This window comes from Shinella yambaruensis, assembly GCF_022899355.1.
GTDB classification, from domain to species: Bacteria; Pseudomonadota; Alphaproteobacteria; order Rhizobiales; family Rhizobiaceae; genus Shinella; species Shinella yambaruensis.
The window spans coordinates 61,387-77,232 of record NZ_JALJCK010000014.1 but is presented as its reverse complement, the minus strand read 5'-3'; the positions used below and the strand labels follow the sequence as shown (position 1 = coordinate 77,232).

18 protein-coding genes are annotated in these 15,846 nt (G+C 67.8%); 9 read left to right on the top strand and 9 right to left on the bottom strand.

What is annotated here, in order from left to right:
• The first annotated feature begins 47 nt into the window (after positions 1 to 47).
• Positions 48 to 683: a 2,3-bisphosphoglycerate-dependent phosphoglycerate mutase gene (locus MUU56_RS26950; protein ID WP_133035461.1), complete on the top strand. Its 636-nt coding sequence runs from the start codon at positions 48 to 50 to the stop codon at positions 681 to 683.
• Positions 684 to 867: 184 nt separating this feature from the next.
• Here MUU56_RS26950 and MUU56_RS26945 read toward each other — a convergent pair whose 3' ends face one another.
• Together MUU56_RS26945 and MUU56_RS26940 are read right to left on the bottom strand one after the other, a co-directional pair.
• On the bottom strand, positions 868 to 1,740 hold the full coding sequence (locus MUU56_RS26945) for a methylated-DNA--[protein]-cysteine S-methyltransferase (RefSeq protein WP_244770357.1): 873 nt from the start codon (positions 1,738 to 1,740) through the stop codon (positions 868 to 870).
• Positions 1,741 to 1,863: 123 nt separating this feature from the next.
• On the bottom strand, positions 1,864 to 2,364 hold the full coding sequence (locus MUU56_RS26940; protein ID WP_244770356.1) for a DUF2244 domain-containing protein: 501 nt from the start codon (positions 2,362 to 2,364) through the stop codon (positions 1,864 to 1,866).
• A 75-nt stretch (positions 2,365 to 2,439) separates the two neighbouring features.
• On the opposite strand from MUU56_RS26940, the gene nth reads away from it, so the two are divergent.
• Positions 2,440 to 3,195, top strand: a complete 756-nt coding sequence (nth, locus tag MUU56_RS26935) for an endonuclease III (protein ID WP_244770355.1) — start codon at positions 2,440 to 2,442, stop codon at positions 3,193 to 3,195.
• Here nth and MUU56_RS26930 read toward each other — a convergent pair.
• Entirely contained in the window at positions 3,185 to 3,760 is a 576-nt protein-coding gene (locus MUU56_RS26930; RefSeq protein WP_244770354.1) for a TetR/AcrR family transcriptional regulator, read from the bottom strand. The two genes, nth and MUU56_RS26930, sit on opposite strands and share 11 nt — an antisense overlap.
• Before the next feature lie 139 nt (positions 3,761 to 3,899).
• Here MUU56_RS26930 and MUU56_RS26925 point away from each other — a divergent pair, with 139 nt between their 5' ends.
• Complete coding sequence (locus tag MUU56_RS26925) at positions 3,900 to 4,325, top strand: VOC family protein (RefSeq protein ID WP_244770353.1); 426 nt, start codon at positions 3,900 to 3,902, stop codon at positions 4,323 to 4,325.
• Here MUU56_RS26925 and MUU56_RS26920 read toward each other — a convergent pair.
• Positions 4,308 to 5,033 carry a sulfate transporter family protein gene (locus MUU56_RS26920; protein ID WP_244770352.1) on the bottom strand — a complete coding sequence of 242 codons (726 nt, stop codon included), beginning with the start codon at positions 5,031 to 5,033 and terminating at the stop codon, positions 4,308 to 4,310. The genes MUU56_RS26925 and MUU56_RS26920 overlap by 18 nt on opposite strands.
• 155 nt (positions 5,034 to 5,188) lie before the next feature.
• On the opposite strand from MUU56_RS26920, the gene MUU56_RS26910 reads away from it, so the two are divergent.
• The gene (locus tag MUU56_RS26910) at positions 5,189 to 7,225 is read left to right on the top strand and encodes a HAMP domain-containing methyl-accepting chemotaxis protein (RefSeq protein WP_317633323.1); all 2,037 of its coding nucleotides are present in this window, start codon (positions 5,189 to 5,191) and stop codon (positions 7,223 to 7,225) included.
• 109 nt (positions 7,226 to 7,334) lie between these two features.
• Here MUU56_RS26910 and MUU56_RS26905 read toward each other — a convergent pair whose 3' ends face one another.
• A complete protein-coding gene (locus MUU56_RS26905) occupies positions 7,335 to 8,000 on the bottom strand; it encodes a GntR family transcriptional regulator (RefSeq protein WP_244770351.1) in 666 nt (221 codons plus the stop codon).
• Positions 8,001 to 8,192: 192 nt separating this feature from the next.
• Between MUU56_RS26905 and MUU56_RS26900 the strand changes: the two genes are divergently transcribed.
• The 3 genes from MUU56_RS26900 to MUU56_RS26890 all read left to right on the top strand — a co-directional run bounded on the left by MUU56_RS26900 (position 8,193) and on the right by MUU56_RS26890 (position 11,385).
• Positions 8,193 to 9,224 (top strand): trans-3-hydroxy-L-proline dehydratase, encoded by a 1,032-nt coding sequence (locus MUU56_RS26900; protein WP_244770350.1) that lies wholly within the window; start codon positions 8,193 to 8,195, stop codon positions 9,222 to 9,224.
• Positions 9,225 to 9,433: 209 nt separating this feature from the next.
• Complete coding sequence (locus MUU56_RS26895; protein ID WP_244770349.1) at positions 9,434 to 10,111, top strand: FadR/GntR family transcriptional regulator; 678 nt, start codon at positions 9,434 to 9,436, stop codon at positions 10,109 to 10,111.
• Positions 10,108 to 11,385: a CynX/NimT family MFS transporter gene (locus MUU56_RS26890; protein ID WP_244770348.1), complete on the top strand. Its 1,278-nt coding sequence runs from the start codon at positions 10,108 to 10,110 to the stop codon at positions 11,383 to 11,385. Before MUU56_RS26895 ends, MUU56_RS26890 begins: the two co-directional genes overlap by 4 nt.
• Here MUU56_RS26890 and MUU56_RS26885 read toward each other — a convergent pair.
• The 4 genes from MUU56_RS26885 to MUU56_RS26870 form a co-directional block, all read right to left on the bottom strand.
• Positions 11,349 to 12,062, bottom strand: a complete 714-nt coding sequence (locus tag MUU56_RS26885; RefSeq protein ID WP_244770456.1) for a 5-formyltetrahydrofolate cyclo-ligase — start codon at positions 12,060 to 12,062, stop codon at positions 11,349 to 11,351. The two genes, MUU56_RS26890 and MUU56_RS26885, sit on opposite strands and share 37 nt — an antisense overlap.
• A gap of 57 nt (positions 12,063 to 12,119) precedes the next feature.
• Positions 12,120 to 13,286, bottom strand: coding sequence for a cystathionine gamma-synthase (gene metB / locus MUU56_RS26880; protein ID WP_244770347.1), 1,167 nt, complete (start codon positions 13,284 to 13,286; stop codon positions 12,120 to 12,122).
• A 119-nt stretch (positions 13,287 to 13,405) separates the two neighbouring features.
• Positions 13,406 to 13,753 carry a DUF488 domain-containing protein gene (locus tag MUU56_RS26875; RefSeq protein WP_244770346.1) on the bottom strand — a complete coding sequence of 116 codons (348 nt, stop codon included), beginning with the start codon at positions 13,751 to 13,753 and terminating at the stop codon, positions 13,406 to 13,408.
• Positions 13,725 to 14,360, bottom strand: a complete 636-nt coding sequence (locus tag MUU56_RS26870) for a carbonic anhydrase (protein WP_244770345.1) — start codon at positions 14,358 to 14,360, stop codon at positions 13,725 to 13,727. The genes MUU56_RS26875 and MUU56_RS26870 overlap by 29 nt, the downstream gene beginning before the upstream one ends.
• A 360-nt stretch (positions 14,361 to 14,720) precedes the next feature.
• Here MUU56_RS26870 and rnk point away from each other — a divergent pair, with 360 nt between their 5' ends.
• Together rnk and MUU56_RS26860 are read left to right on the top strand one after the other, a co-directional pair.
• Positions 14,721 to 15,146: a nucleoside diphosphate kinase regulator gene (rnk, locus tag MUU56_RS26865; RefSeq protein ID WP_244770344.1), complete on the top strand. Its 426-nt coding sequence runs from the start codon at positions 14,721 to 14,723 to the stop codon at positions 15,144 to 15,146.
• 179 nt (positions 15,147 to 15,325) lie between these two features.
• Positions 15,326 to 15,832: a GreA/GreB family elongation factor gene (locus tag MUU56_RS26860; RefSeq protein ID WP_244770343.1), complete on the top strand. Its 507-nt coding sequence runs from the start codon at positions 15,326 to 15,328 to the stop codon at positions 15,830 to 15,832.
• The last annotated feature ends 14 nt before the right edge of the window (positions 15,833 to 15,846 follow it).

Here is a 15,846-nt window from a genome sequence, read left to right as displayed (position 1 = left end):
CGGTATCCACGTTTCGGAACGATGCCAACCCTCGGGAGACAGACCATATGAGCGGAACCCTCGTCCTCGTTCGCCACGGCCAGAGCGAATGGAACCTGAAAAATCTCTTCACCGGCTGGCGCGATCCGGACCTGACGGCGCTCGGCGTCGAGGAGGCCAAGACCGGCGGCAAGGCGATCGCCGAGACCGGCATCAAGTTCGATGTCGCGTTTACCTCCGATCTTTCCCGCGCGCAGAAGACGCTGTCGCTCATCCTCGACGAGATCGGCCAGCCCGGCCTGGAAACGATCCGCGACCAGGCGCTGAACGAGCGTGATTACGGCGACCTCTCGGGCCTCAACAAGGACGATGCCCGCGCCAAGTGGGGCGAGGAGCAGGTGCATATCTGGCGCCGCTCCTACGACGTGCCGCCGCCGGGCGGCGAGAGCCTGCGCGACACCGGCGCCCGCGTCTGGCCCTACTATCTCACGGAGATCCTGCCCCGCGTGCTGCGCGGCGAGAAGGTGCTCGTCGCTGCCCACGGCAATTCGCTGCGCTCGCTGGTGATGGTGCTCGACAAGCTTTCCAAGGAAGAGATCCTGAAGCTCAACCTCGCCACCGGCGTGCCGATGGTCTACGTGCTGAACGCGGATTCGACGGTGAAGTCGAAGGACGTGCTCGGGGACATGTCGGGCGCGCACTGAGCGCTGTCCTTTGACGCCTTCCTGCCGGCAGCGCCCCTCATCCGCCTGCCGGCACCTTCTCCCCGCAAGCGGGGAGAAGGGGATATGCCGCACCGGCTTGCTAAAATAACAGCATGCGTGGGGCACGTCCCCTCTCCCCGCTTGCGGGGAGAGGGTTAGGGTGAGGGTGAGGGGCGGCGCTACATCAGGCCTTGCCCGATTCCCAGCCCAGCATCGCGCGCTTGCGCGTCAGGCCCCAGTGGTAGCCCGTCAGCGCCCCGCTCTTGCCGAGCGCCCGGTGGCAGGGCACGACGAAGGAGATGGGGTTGCGGCCGACGGCGGCGCCGACGGCGCGCGAGGCGGTCGGCTGGCCGAGCTTTTCGGCGATCGACGAATAGGTGACCGCGCAGCCCATCGGAATGCGCAAGAGCGCCTCCCAGACGCGGACCTGGAAATCCGAGCCGATCAGCACGACGCGCAGCGGCGCCTTGGGATCCCAGCGCTTCGGGTCGAAGATGCGTTCCGCATAGGCGGCGGTCGCCTCTCGGTCTTCCATATAATGCGCGTTCGGCCAGCGCGATGACATGTCCTCGAAAGCGTCCATGCCGTCGGCCTCGTCGGTGAAGGCAAGGCCGGCAAGGCCGCGGTCGGTGATCATGACGAGCGCCCCGCCGAAGGGCGAGGGGTGCAGGCCGTAGCGGATCGTCAGGCCTGCGCCGCGCGCCTTCCATTCGCCGGGCGACATCGCCTCGTGCGTGACGAAGAGGTCGTGCAGGCGGCCCGGGCCGGAAAGGCCGACCTCGAAGCTCGTCTCGAGCAGCGGCAGTTCCTCCTGGCGCAGCAGCCGCTTGGCATGGTCGAGCGTCACCGCCTGCAGGAAGGCCTTCGGCGAGAGGCCGGCCCAGCGGGTGAAGGTCTTCTGCAGCTGCGTCGGCGACTGGTCGAGCCGGCCGGCGATTTCGTCGAGGCCCGGCTGTTCGCGATAGTCCTCGGTGATCAGCTCGATGACCCGGCGGACGGTCGCGTAGTCGTCGCCCTCGGGCGTGATGTCGGTCTTCAGGGTTGCGGCAATGTTCATCGTTCTTCTCCTGTGCCGCCAGAAAAGCATGCCTCCGGCGTCCCCGCCACCCGATTCCTGCGGTTGGGCCAATCGAGCGAGGACTTGCGGCGCCTTGCGTCCGGGGCCGGACGAGAACGACGCTCAGTAGCCGCGCTTGACCCGCGCCAGCGCGCCGGAAAAGGCCGAGGCGAAGCGTTCGCGGTCGTCGAGTGGCAGGAAGGTGCCGACATCCGTCTCACGGCCATTGCCGCGCACATGCATGGCGGTGATGCCGATCTTCGCCTTGCGCGAGACGAGGAAGCGCGCCCAGAACGGGTTGAAGACATGCTCGGTCTCGCGGCCCGACGGGCTGATCTTGCGGATCGAGATGTTGGTGCGCGAGAGTAAGACCACCTCGCGGGCCTTCGCCGCCCGGTTGTTCAGCCAGAAGGCGCCGAAGAGCACGAGGAAATCGAGACCGAAGAACAGGACGACCGGCCAGGCGCCGGAGATCATGAAAACGGCCATGTGGGCGAAGCTGAGCACGCCCGCGATGAGGAAGAAGATGCGGTGGCCGCTCCGCCCGAGCGACCGGTAGGGGTGCAGTTCGGCGGAAAAGACCGGCAGGTCGTTCATCGTGATGTCGGCGTTGCCTTGCGTCATGGGGCATGACTATAAGCAAGTCGCGCAAAACTGTGTAGCGGTTTTGCGCGATGACATGCGTCCTGCGGAAGCACCATGGAAAACGGAACGATCAAGAAGAAAGCGGCGCCCCGGCGCAAGGCGCCGGCACGGCCGAAGAGCCTCTATTCGCAGGACGAGCTGAAGGAGATCTTCCGGCGCTTCTCCATCCAGCGGCCGGAGCCGAAGGGCGAGCTGGAGCACGTCAATCCCTTCACGCTCGTCGTCGCCGTGGCGCTGTCCGCCCAGGCGACGGATGCCGGCGTCAACAAGGCGACCCGCGCGCTCTTCAAAGTCGCCGACACGCCGGAAAAGATGCTGGCGCTCGGCGAGGAAAAGGTCCGCGACTATATCAAGACGATCGGTCTTTACCGCAACAAGGCCAAGAACGTCATCGCGCTCAGCCGGATGCTCGTCGACCGCTTCGGCGGCGAGGTGCCGCGCACCCGCGAGGAGCTGATCATGCTGCCCGGCGTCGGGCGCAAGACGGCGAATGTGGTGCTGTCCATGGCCTTCGGCGAGGCGACACTGGCGGTCGATACGCATATCTTCCGCATCGCCAATCGCCTCCGCCTCGCGCCCGGCAAGACGCCGGACGAGGTGGAGGACCGGCTGATCCGCATCATCCCGGACGAATATCTCTACCACGCGCATCACTGGCTGATCCTGCACGGGCGGTACTGTTGCAAGGCGCGCCGGCCGGAATGCGAGCACTGTATCATCGCCGATCTGTGCAAGTCGCCGGAAAAGACCTGCGACGTGCCGGCGCCGCTCGTGGAGCTGCCGCCGCAGCTTTTCGGCCCTACGCCCTGACGAGCCCGTCCAGCAGGCTGGCGACCGCGTCCTCATAGGCCTTGCGGTCCGCGCCCGTCTCGATGGCGATCGCCGCGCGGTCGAAGGCGGCGGAGATGAGGTCCGTCAGGGCCTGCAGCCTTGCTGCGTCGGCGCCCTTGCCGATGAGGTCGGAAAGCCCTGCCTTCAGCGTGCCCTCGGCATTGTCCCGGTCGATCGCGCCGGCGCTCTCGAAACCGAGCACGGCGGGCGCCTCGAGCAGCAGCAGGCGCGTGCGGCCGGGCACAGCCATGGCATCGAAATAGGCAGCGGCGCCGAGCAGCAGCGCCTCGCGCGGCGAGCCGGCGGGCAGCGAGACCGTGTCGATATGGGCGGCGACGGCCTCCGCTTCGCGCTCCAGCGTGGCGCGGAACAGCGCCTTCTTATCCTCGAAATGGTGATAGAGCGCGCCGCGCGTCACCCCGGCCTCCGCCACGATGTCGGGCGTCGCCGTGTCCGCATATCCCCTGTCCACGAAAAGCCGCCGGGCCGCTTCGATCAGCGCGAGGCGGGTCGCTTCCGTGCGCTCCTTGTTGCTGCGTGCCATTTTTCCCCTTTACATACAAACAGAATGTATGTTACTTGATAGAAACATACAGATTGTATGTTTATTGCGCCGGCAAATCCAGCGAAACCGCACGTGGTTTGCCGTCCGACATGTGGAAAACGCAAAAAGGAGCAACCCGATGAAGACGACCAGCTATTATCCGGTGATCATGACCGACGACGTGGCGGGCACCGCCGCCTTCTACGAAAAGCATTTCCGCTTCGAGGCGCTCTTCACCAGCGACTGGTACATCCATCTCCAGTCCAGCGAGGACGAGAAGGTGACGCTCGCCGTGCTCGACGGCAGCCACGAGACGATCCCGGCCGTCGGCCGCGGCAAGGTTTCCGGCCTGCTGCTGAACTTCGAGGTGGAGGACGTCGATGCGGTCTATGAGGCGGTGCGCGCCGCCGGCCTGCCGATCCTGCGCGACATCCGCGACGAGGACTTCGGCCAGCGCCACTTCATCACCGCCGATCCGAACGGCGTGATGATCGACGTGATCACGCCGATCCCGCCGAACGCCGACTATGCGGCCATGTACGACGCGTCAGTTCTGCCGCAGTGAAAAGCCGGGGTCCTTGCCGCTCAGCGCCTTGTGGAGATGCACCATGAGGCCGGCGGCAAAGAGCGGCGTCAGCAGGTTGACGACCGGGATCGCCAGGAAGGCGGCAATGAGCAGGCCGGCCATCAGCACCGTCGCGGCGTGCTTGGCCCTAAACAGGCGCGCCTCCGCCGGCGGGCGGTGGCGCATCGCCGCGAACTCGAAGAACTCCCGGCCGAGCAGGTAGCCGTTGACCAGGAAGAAGGCGACGAGGTTGATGCCGGGGATGAACAGCAGGAAGAGCGCGAGAAGGTTGCCGAGGATGACGATGCCGAGGAACTTGACCGAGCCGGCGATCGCCTGGCCCATCGGCAGCGCCCGTCCGGGCGCCTGCGCGGGATAGTCGCGTTTCTCGATGACCTCGGCGACGTCGTCGAGGAAGAAGCCGGCGATGATCGCCGTCACCGGCGCGAGCAGGAGGGCGAGCCCGAGCGCGAGGCCTATGCTGGCGAGGATGCCGAAGACGAAGGTGAGCCAGCCTGCCCATTCCGGCAGGTCGGGCATCATCATGCCCTGCAGAAAGGGCCAGGCGAAGGCGATGAAGGTTTCCCGAAGGCCGAACCACAGGACGATGAGCGCGAGAAGGGTGAGGCCGATGACCTTCCAGAACACGCCCCGCGTCTCGGGGGCGAAGAGATTGGCGAGGGAAAGGCGGGCGGCGTTGAGGATCATCGAAAACTCCTGTTCGCTTGCGCATGTAGGGTGTGGAAAAGCGGCCGGCAAGGCAGGAGGTCGGGACTGTCCATTAAGCCGGCGTTAAACGACCGCTCCTAAACTTCTGCGCATCCGCACGAAGCCGTGCCGCCGAAGACAATCAGGGAACTGTCATGCGTAATGTCCGGATCAGCAGGCTCCTGCCCGCCCTCTTCGTCCTCATGGTCGTGCTGGGCGCCCTGCAGGGCGCCGTCGCCTTCCGCTCCCTCTCGGCGATGACCGGCCATATCGAGCGCATCGGCGCCGAGCGCATGCCCGAGATGAGCCGCATCCTGCAGCTCAGCCACGCCTTCGCCGAGCTCAACGCGATCTATTCCGAACACCTGCTCTCGATGGATCCAGATGAGATCGGCCGTATCGAGGGGCGGATCAAGGAGCGCGCCGACGCCTTTGCCGGCATGGTCGACAGCTATGGCGCGGCCAACAGCGGCAACGCCGCCACGGCCACGGAGGTCGACGGCATCAAGGCGGCGCTGAAGACCTATCTCGACGACGCCGCAAAGCTTATCCAGTTCTCCGCCATCGCCGCCAAGGGGCCGGCGCTGGAAGTCTACAAGGGGCCGATGCAGGCGAGCGCCGACGCGATCAGCGCCTCGCTGGGCGACCTTGTCGCCAGCACCCAGAAGGTCACCGACGAGACGATCCTCTCGGCGCGCAGCGAGGAAGGCTCGGCCTTTGCGCTGACCTGGGCATCGCTTGCCATCTCCATGGGCCTGGCGATCGCCGCGATCTTTCTCGTCAACCGCCGCGTCGTCAGGCCGCTCACCGGCCTTGCCGGCGCGATGAAGAAGCTGGCGGACGGCGATACGGCGCTCGCCATTCCCCATGCCGACCGCAGCGACGAGATCGGCGAGATGGCCGGCACCGTCGCCGTCTTCCGCGACAATGCCGCCGAGCGCCAGCGCTTGGAGCGCCAGAGCGACGAAGACCGCCGCCGGGCCGAGGGCGAACGCCAGGCGCGCGAGGCCGAGCGCACCCGCGACAGCGGCCGCGTGCAGGAGGCCGTCGCCAGCCTTGCCGATGCGCTCGGCAGGCTTGCGAGCGGCGACATGACCTGCCGCATCGAAAAACCTTTCGACGGGGACCTCGACCGGTTGCGCGAGGATTTCAACGCCTCCGTCTCGCGCCTCAGCGATGCGCTGCGCGAGGTCGGCGAGAACGCCCGTGCGATCGATGCCGGCGCCAGCCAGATCCGCGCCGCGGCCGACGATCTTTCGCGCCGCACCGAGCAGCAGGCCGCCTCCGTCGAGGAGACCGCCGCCGCGCTGGAACAGATCACCACCACTGTCAGGGATTCCACCCGGCGGGCGGAGGAGGCGGGCCAGCTCGTCGCACGCACCCGTTCGGGCGCGGAAAAATCCGGCGAGATCGTGCGCCGCGCCGTTTCGGCCATGCAGGAGATCGAAAAGTCCTCCAGCGAGATCACCAGCATCATCGGCGTCATCGACGAGATCGCCTTCCAGACCAACCTGCTCGCCCTCAATGCGGGCGTGGAAGCGGCCCGGGCGGGCGAGGCGGGCAAGGGCTTTGCCGTCGTGGCGCAGGAAGTGCGCGAGCTCGCCCAGCGCTCGGCCAAGGCCGCCAAGGAGATCAAGGCGCTGATCACCACCTCGGGCGAGCAGGTGCGCTCCGGCGTCTCCCTCGTCGACGATACGGGCCGCGCACTGCAGGCGATCGTCACCGAGGTGCAGGAGATCAACGGCCACGTCCAGGCGATCGTCGAGGCGGCGCGCGAACAGTCGACCGGCCTCCAGGAAATCAACACCGCCGTCAACGCGATGGACCAGGGCACGCAGAAGAACGCCGCCATGGTGGAGGAGACGACCGCCGCGAGCCACGGCCTTGCCTCCGAGGTCCAGGCGCTCAACGCCCTGATCGGCCGCTTCAATGTCGGCGGCAGCGCGGCTGCCGGCCGCACCGTGCACGCGCCGCACCTGCATGTCGTGTCGTCCGCGGCCACCCCGCCGCCCGTAGCGCCCGCCCCGGCGCCGGCCCTGGCCCGCAAGTCGCCCGGCCAGTGGAACGTCAAGCCGGCCACCGGCGGTTCGCGTCCCGTCACCTCGCCGGCCCTGGCGCTCGGCGAAAAGCTGGCCGGCGCCCTCGGCGTGCGGCAGGACAAGGGGAATGACGGGGACTGGGAAGAGTTTTGACGAAAGGCGGTGCCGGCGGGGTTCCCGCTCGCGCCGCGCCGGTCTTCCGGCCGATGGGATAGTCCAAGGCAGGCGCCGCGGACAAACGAATGGCCGGGGAGCCTTCCGCTCAGCCGCGCTGCTCCCGCAGGAACGTCATCAGCGATCGGCCGGCATCGAGGATGTGGTCGCGCGTCAGCCGCGAGGCGAGCTCCGCATCGCCCTGTTCGCAGGCGGCAAGGATCGCCTCGTGCTCGCGCCCGGCGCGCGGCACGCCGTTGGTGAAGGTCAGCTGGGCGCGCAGATACCGGTCGATGCGGTCGAGCGAGGAGCGCACGTTCTGCAGATAATACGGCCGGCGCGAGGCCTCGTAGAGGCTGTAATGGAAGTTGCGGTTGATCTCGCCCAAGCGGTGCGGGTCGGTCTCCCGGTCGAAGGCATCGCAGTAGCGCCGCGCCTTTTCTAGCGTTTGCCGGTCGAGATTGGGCACGGCGAGGCGGATGACCTCCGCCTCGATCAGCGCGCGGAACTCGAAGATCTCCTCGATCTCCTCGACCGACAGGCCGGCCACCACGGCGCCCTTGTAGCGCTGGGTGGTGATGAGGCCGTGCTGCTCCAGCCGTGACAGGGCCTCGCGCACGGGGATGCGGCTGATGTTGAACATCTGCGCGATCTGGTCCTGCCGAAGGTTCTCGCCCTCGGCAAGGTCGCCCTCGATGATCGCCTTGCGCAGGGCCTCGTAGACGATATCGGCCGCCGAAGCGGCCTGCCTGACATCGACGGCAGCAAATTTCATCACGTCGAACCCCGGTGGAATGAAGCGATCGGTCATAGGTCGAAACCGGGAGCGGGGCAACAGAGCCCTGCCGCGGCGACGCCGTGAAGAACACGATTGTATATTGGATCCAATTTTTCTATGAAAGCGGGATCGCGTCGGCAAGGCAAGCCTGCAACGCGCCGAAACAGCCTGGAAAACCGGAGAAGAACCATGCGCAGCAGCAAGGTCATCCACATCGTCTCCTGCCACGCCGAAGGCGAGGTGGGCGACGTCATCGTCGGCGGCGTCGCCCCGCCGCCCGGCAAGACGCTGTGGGAGCAGCGCAATTTCATCGCCGAGGACAAGACCCTGCGCAATTTCGTGCTGAACGAGCCGCGCGGCGGCGTGTTCCGCCACATCAACCTGCTCGTGCCGCCGAAGGACCCGCGCGCCACCATGGGCTTCATCATCATGGAGCCGGAGGACACGCCGCCGATGTCCGGCTCCAACTCGATCTGCGTCTCCACCGTGCTGCTCGACAGCGGCATCGTGCCCATGGTCGAGCCGGAGACCCGCATGGTGCTGGAGGCGCCGGGCGGGCTGGTGAATGTCGTGGCCGCCTGCCGCAACGGCAAGGCCGAGCGCATCACCGTCACCAACGTGCCCTCCTTTGCCGACAAGCTGGATGCGAAGCTGGAGGTGGAGGGCCTTGGCACGCTCACCGTCGATACCGCCTATGGCGGCGACAGCTTCGTCTTCGCCGATGCCCGCGCGCTCGGCTTCGCCGTGACGCCGGACGAGGCGCGGGAGCTTGCCGAGACCGGCATCCGCATCACCAGGGCGGCCAACGAGCAGCTCGGCTTCACCCATCCGGAAAACCCGGAATGGAACCACATCTCCTTCTGCCAGCTGACGCTGCCGGTGGAGGAGCGCGACGGCGCGCTGCACGGCCGCAACACCGTCGTCATCCAGCCGGCCAAGCTCGACCGCTCGCCGACCGGCACCGGTTGCTCGGCCCGCATGGCCGTGCTGCATGCGCGCGGCCAGATCAGGCTCGGCCAGAGCTTCTCCGGCTATTCGATCATCGATTCGCGTTTCGACTGCCGCATCGTCGGCGAGACCACGGTCGGCGGTCGTCCGGCCATCGTGCCGGAAATCTCCGGCCGCGCCTGGATCACCGGCACCAGCCAGGTCATGCTCGACCCGGACGATCCGTGGCCGGCGGGCTATCGCCTGGCCGATACCTGGCCGCGCAAGCAGTAATCCCCTCTGCCTGTCGGCATCTCTCCCACGGAGCAGGAGTTTTTTCACTCTTTGCGTTTGGGGCGGGGCGGGCGTTAAAACCCTTCCGCCTCGTGGGAGGGGGCCAGCCGAATGCGATCGGGCCTGATAAAAAGGTGTCCGAATTCATTTGACCGTCGTCCGGAAGCGGGCTAGTCATAAAGTCATCTGATGACTTTATGACTGACGCCATGCACTCTCTGAGCAAGATCAATCTCGCCGACACGGCCGTGGAGGCGATCCGCACCGAAATCCTCGGGCGCCGCTGGGCGGTGGGCGCGAAGCTGCCGAACGAGGCGGCGCTGTCGGCCATGCTCTCCGTCAGCCGCGGCACGGTACGCGAGGCCGTGCGCGTCCTTGTCTCGCAGGGCTATCTCGAGACGCGGCAGGGCTCCGGCACCTATGTGGTCTCGACGGCGGATACCGTGCGTCCGCTCGGCATGGCCCGGCGCGCGGGCCTGCGCGACCAGTTCGAGGCGCGCCTGGCGCTCGATGTGGAGGCAGCGCGGCTTGCGGCGCTGCGCCAGACGCCGGCCGTCATCGCCGGCCTTCGGGCCCTGCTTGCCGCACGCGGCCCCTACGCGGAAAACGACAAGACGGATTTCATCGCCCGCGATTTCGCCTTCCACCAGGCCGTCATCGCCGCCTCGCGGAATGCGGTGCTGATCGGCATGTACGATTTCTTCTCCACGCTCATTGCCGAAACCATCGAGGCGACCCTCGGCCAGGACCTGCCGGAACCCGACATGGCCGCCCATGTCGCCATCGTCGATGCCATCGAGAGCGGCGATCCGGATGCCGCCGATGCCGCCGTCCGCCGCTTCATGGCGCCGGTCCTGTCCGCCCTCGACCGGTTGCTGATGTCATGACCCGTCTCGCCGAAAACGATTCCGGCGCGATCGACCTGATCGATGCCGAGGCCGACAGCGTGCCGGCGCCCGCGCCGCACCGGCCGAAGGCCGCCGCCGCGCGTTTCCTGCTCGGCGCCAGCCTCGTGCTCATCGCCTTCAACCTGCGGCCGGTCTTTTCCAGCGCCTCGGCGCTGCTGCCGGAGATCCGCGACACGCTCGGCCTTTCGGCCACCGGCGCCAGCCTCCTGACGACATTGCCCGTCGTCTGCCTCGGCTTGTTCTCGCCGCTGGCGCCGCGCCTTGCCCAGCGCATCGGCACGGAGCGCACGCTGCTCCTCGTCGTCTTCCTCCTGGCGCTCGGCACGGCGCTGCGCGGCCTTTCCTCCGTTCCGCTGCTCTTCCTCGGCACGGCGCTCGCCGGCGCCTGCATCGCGGTCGGCAACGTGCTGCTGCCCGGCCTCGTCAAGCGTGATTTCCCCGACAAGGCAGCGCTGATGACCGGCTGGTACACGATGGCGCTCTGCGCGGGCGCGGCGAGCGCGGCCGGCCTGACGCTGCCGATCGAGCATGCGCTGGGCGGTTCGCGCGATGGCGCGCTCGCCATCTGGGCGCTGCCGGCGCTCGTCGTCGGCTTCCTGTGGCTGCCGCAGGTGCTGGCGACGCGCAGGCAGGCCGCGCGCACCGGCTTCTGGGTCGAGGGGCTGTGGCGCGACAGGCTGGCCTGGCAGGTCACGCTCTTCATGGGCCTGCAATCGGCACTCGCCTATTGCGTCTTCGGCTGGCTGGTGCCGATCCTGCGCGAGCGCGGTCTCGACGGCGTCACCGCCGGGGCCATCGTGTCCGTCTCCGTCATGGTGCAGGCCGCGTCCTGCCTCGTCGCGCCGCATATCGCCGTGCGCGGCAAGGACCAGCGGCTGATCAACGTCGTGCTCTGCGGCCTGGCCGTCGTCGCCCTTCTCGGCCTGCTCTTCGCGCCGCTCTCCACGGTCTGGATCTGGGCGGTGCTGCAGGGCATCGGGCAGGGCGGGCTGATCGCGGTGGCGCTCACCGTCATCGTGCTGCGCACGCGCGATCCGCATGTGGCGGCGCATCTGTCCGGCATGGCGCAATGCGTCGGCTACCTGCTCGCCGCCATCGGCCCGCTGATCGTCGGGCTCATCCGCGGCTGGACCGGCAGTTTCGCCTGGAGCGCCGTGCTCTTCGTGCTGCTCGGCCTCGGCGCGGCGGTCAACGGCTGGTTCGCCGGCCGGGCGCTCTACGTCAAGGCGCGCACGGTGGAAACGTCCGCCTGAGGCGCGGGGCGCACGGTGCCGGTTTCCGTCACGATCAGGTCCATCGGAATGTCGTGCAGCTGCGGATAGATCGTCTGAAGACGCGCCGCGCTGTAGCCGAGGCCGATGACGCGCGGCCGGGCCGGCATGGCCGCCAGCGTCCGGTCGAAGAAACCACCGCCATAGCCGAGCCGGTAGCAGGCGGGATCGTAGCCGACGACCGGCGAAAGCACGATATCGGGCAGGACACGGTTGCGCTCAGCCGGTATCGGGATGTTCCAGACACCGCGGGAAAGCGGATCGCCCGCCTGCCAGAGATGGAACTCCAGCGGCCGTCCCTTCTCGACGACGACCGGCAGCGCCGTGCGCCCGCCTCGCCTCGCGACCTCGGCAAGCAGCGGTCGCAGGTCCGGCTCGCCGCGGAAGGGCCAGTAGGCGCTGACGACGCGTCCCTCGACATCGCCGATCTCGGCCAGGATGCCGGCGGCGATCGCCTCGCCTTGGCGCGCCCGCATCTCGGCCGGCACGGCGAGGCGCGCGGCGATCAGGCGTTCGCGTTCGTTTCTGCGCCAGCGGTCGACATCCGTCCAGGCCTGCCGGTCGAGCGGGCCAGGCAGGCCCGTATAGCGGGGGTCGACCTCGTGCATGAAGCAGGCCGGCGAGGCGAAGGTGGCGGGAATGTCGTCATCGGCCTCCATCATGTCCTCCCTTTCGACAGTGCAGGGCGTCTGCGGGCAAGTGCGAATGAAAACACGTCAACAGCCTGAAAGACCGGCTTCGAGCCCGGCGAGCAGGTCGTCGGCATGCTCGAGCCCGACGGAAAGCCTGAGCAGTCCGTCGCCGATACCGGCCCTGCCGCGCGCTTCCGCTCCCATGTCGACATGGGTCATGGTGGCGGGATGCGCGACAAGGCTTTCGACGCCGCCGAGCGATTCGGCGAAGGTGAAGCAACGCACCCCCTTCACGAAACGCCGCACCGCCGGAACGCCGCCGACAAGCTCGAAGCTCATCATCGCGCCGAAACCCCGCTGCTGGCGCGCGGCGAGCGCGTGGTCCGGATGGTCGGCAAGGCCCGGATAGTGCACGCGGGAAACGGCGGGATGCGCGCAAAGCCGCTCGGCGATCGCCATGGCATTGCGCTCCTGCGCGGCCATGCGGGCAAACAGGGTCCTGAGCCCGCGCAGCGTCAGCCAGGAATCGAAGGGCGCGGCCGTCGCGCCGGTGACGTTGGCCCAGTGCTTCAGGCCGCGCGCCTCCTCCGCATCGGCCGCGATCACCGCGCCGGCGATGACGTCCGAATGGCCGTTGAGGAATTTCGTCGTCGAATGCAGCACATAGTCGGCGCCGAGCGACAGCGGTTTCTGCAAGGCGGGCGAGAGGAAGGTGTTGTCGACGGCGACGCGCGCGCCTGCCGCCCTGGCAAGGCCGGCGAGGGTGGCAATGTCCACCACGCGCATCAGCGGGTTGCTCGGGGTCTCGACCAGCATGAGCGCCGGACGGTCGAGGAGCGATGCCTTGACGGCCCCGATATCCGACTGGTCCACCAGCCGGAGCGAGAGCTGGCCGAGCGCGGCGCGCGCTTTCAGCAGGCGCATCGTGCCGCCGTAACAGTCGTGCGGCGCCAGGACCAGGCTGCCGGCCGCAAGCCGCCCGACCAAGAGATCAACGGCCGCCATGCCGCTCGGCGTCATCACCGCGCCGGCCCCGCCTTCCAGCGTGCTGATGGCATCCGCCAGGAGATCGCGCGTTGGATTGCCGACGCGGCCATAGTCATAGGCGCGCGGCGTGTCGAAATCCGCGAACTCGTAGGTGGTGGAAAGGTAGAGGGGCGGGGCCACCGCGCCGAAGGCGGTGTCGCTCGCCACGCCATGCGCCGCGGCAACGGTTTCCGGTTGAACTTCGATCGCCGTTCGCTCGGACATCGATGCCTGCTCCTCATGTTACGAGGAGAAAATGGCCGGCTTGCCGGTCCCTGACAAATGAATTCTCTTGCAGCCAGCCAGCAAGAATTTTGCAGTCATTGCCGGACCGCGCGGGGGCTTCAGGTTCCCTCCTTGAGGACGTCGGCCAGCACGGCCGCATGGTTGAATTCCCGGTTGCGCGCGCCGTAGAGCAGCGTGACCGTGCCGGCCTCGGCGCGCTCGCGCAGGTCCTCCAGCGCCGGATTGCCCTGCAGCTCCTCCCGGTAGCGCGCCTGGAATTCCGGCCAGCGCTCCGGCTTGTGGTCGAACCATTTGCGCAGCGCGGAAGAGGGCGCCACATCCTTCATCCAGAGGTCGAAGCCGGCCTTTTGCTTCGAGAGGCCGCGCGGCCAGAGCCGGTCGACGAGGATGCGTGTCCCGTCCGCCGGATCGGCTTCGTCATAGATGCGCTTGATCGCCACCGGCATGGGCTTGCCCTCCCTTTCTGCCGCTCACCGTGCATTTGAGATCAGAAAGCAGCCCGTCCTTCAAGCCGTAGACCCAGCCGTGGATGGAAACGTCGCGGCCGGCCTGCCAGGCCGCCTGGAGGGTCGGCGTGCGGGCGAGCCGCTCCACCTGCGCGGTGATCGAGGCCTCGCAGAGCCGGTCGAGGTCGGCATCGCTCCAGGGCGTGCATTCCCGGCATGCGAAGCGCCGGTCCGCCACGTCGCGGACCGGCTGAAGCCAATGGTCGATGAGGCCGAGGCGCTCGCCGCTGACGGCGGCGCGGATGCCGCCGCAGCCATAGTGCCCGCAGATGATGATGTGCGTCACCCCGAGCTGGTGCACGGCATATTCGACCACGGACAGCATGTTGAGATCCGCCGGATGGATGAGGTTGGCGACGTTGCGGTGCACGAAGACCTCGCCCGGCTCCAGCCCGGCGATCACATTGGCCGGCACGCGGCTGTCGGAACAGCCGATCCACAGATAGTCCGGCTGCTGCAGGTTGGCGAGGCGGTCGAAATAGTCGGCCTTCTCGGCCTTGCGCTCGGCGGACCAGGTTTTGTTCCGGGCGAAAAGGTCTTCGATCATGGCGTGGCTCCGGCGCTTGGGGGATGAGGTGTTCTCCGCGCCAACCTGGCTTCTGTCAAATCGTCAGACCGTCGCAGGGGCGGCGTTCGGCCGTGCCGCGGCGTCTCGGCTTGACTTTGCCCGTGCCCTCAAGCCATCATGGCAGCATGACCACGACGCAATCCATCGCCCGGTTCTTGAAACGGTTGTTTCCTCTCGCAGGACACTAGCCCCTCGGCTTGGTCGCGTCGCGCCCCGGCCGTGGGGCAATGGCGGTTTCGTTTCAGCACGAAAGCCGCTCCGGAAAAGCGCGACATTCCCCCCAATCTTTGATTTTCCGCGTGCCCGCCGGGCCGCGAAGACCCGCGCCGTGAGGTTCCCATGACCGCGAAGACCAAGGCCATCCGGCCACCCGCCATCACCATCGCCCGCTCCGAACACGCGCGCCTGTCGAACCTTGCCGACATGCTGGCCGAGCGCGACCCGCACGCCGCCGAGCAGCTCGCCGTCGAGCTCGACCGCGCCAAAGTCGTCGACGACGCCCGCATGGCGCCCGGCATCATGCGTATGGGCTCGGTCGCCGAGTTCCGCATCGACGACGAGCCGCCGCAGACCGCCGAGCTCGTCTTCCCGAAGGATGCCGACATTTCCCGCCAGCGCATCTCCGTGCTGACGCCGGTCGGCGCCGCCCTGCTCGGCCTTTCGGCCGGCCAGTCGATCGAATGGGCCGCGCGCGACGGCAAGGTGCGGCGGCTCAGCGTCATTGCCGTGCATGCGGCGGTGCCGGATGCGGCCGAGGCCTCCTGAGGGTCGTCTGCCGTGAAATTCCTGTCCTTCTTCCAGTCCGGGCGCATCGGAGGCTGCCTCGTCGCAGGATCGTGACCCCCTGTGCCGCAGGTGCGGCCAGGGGGCTTCTCCACCACGGGTTTTCAGGCCGCGCTTGCGCGCGGACAGGATGGAGAATGGCTATGGGACGGGATCCCGCTATGCTCACGGCAAGAGATGGATATGTGCTGGAAAAGATGCTGCGCGACTGGCCGCCGCTGACGGACGAATGGCTGGCGCTGCTGAAGCGCAAGCTGTCGGGCGGCCGCCTGCCGGCCGGGGGGCGCGTCCCCGCCGATCTCGCGATGATCGATGCGCGCGTGACGTTCCGCTGCGAAAGCGGGCTCAGCGATACCCGCACGCTTTGCCTGCCGCGCACCTATGCGCCGGGCAGCGCCTTCCTGCCGGTCACGACCTTCTACGGCCTTGCCCTGCTCGGCCTGCGCGAAGGCCAGGCGATGACCTTCGACCGGCCGGAAGGCCGGCGCGACTGGATCGTCCTGGAAAAGGTGCTGTTCCAGCCGGCAGCCGGCGGCCCCGTGCCGGAAGCGCCGGCAGAAGCGGCCCGCGCGCCCTTCCGGGTCATCGCCGGCGGCCTCACTGAGCGCGCCTTCACGGCGGCCAATGAAAACGGCCCCGGACAGGGTCCGGGGCCGTCGGCTGCCTGAGGATCGGCGTAGGG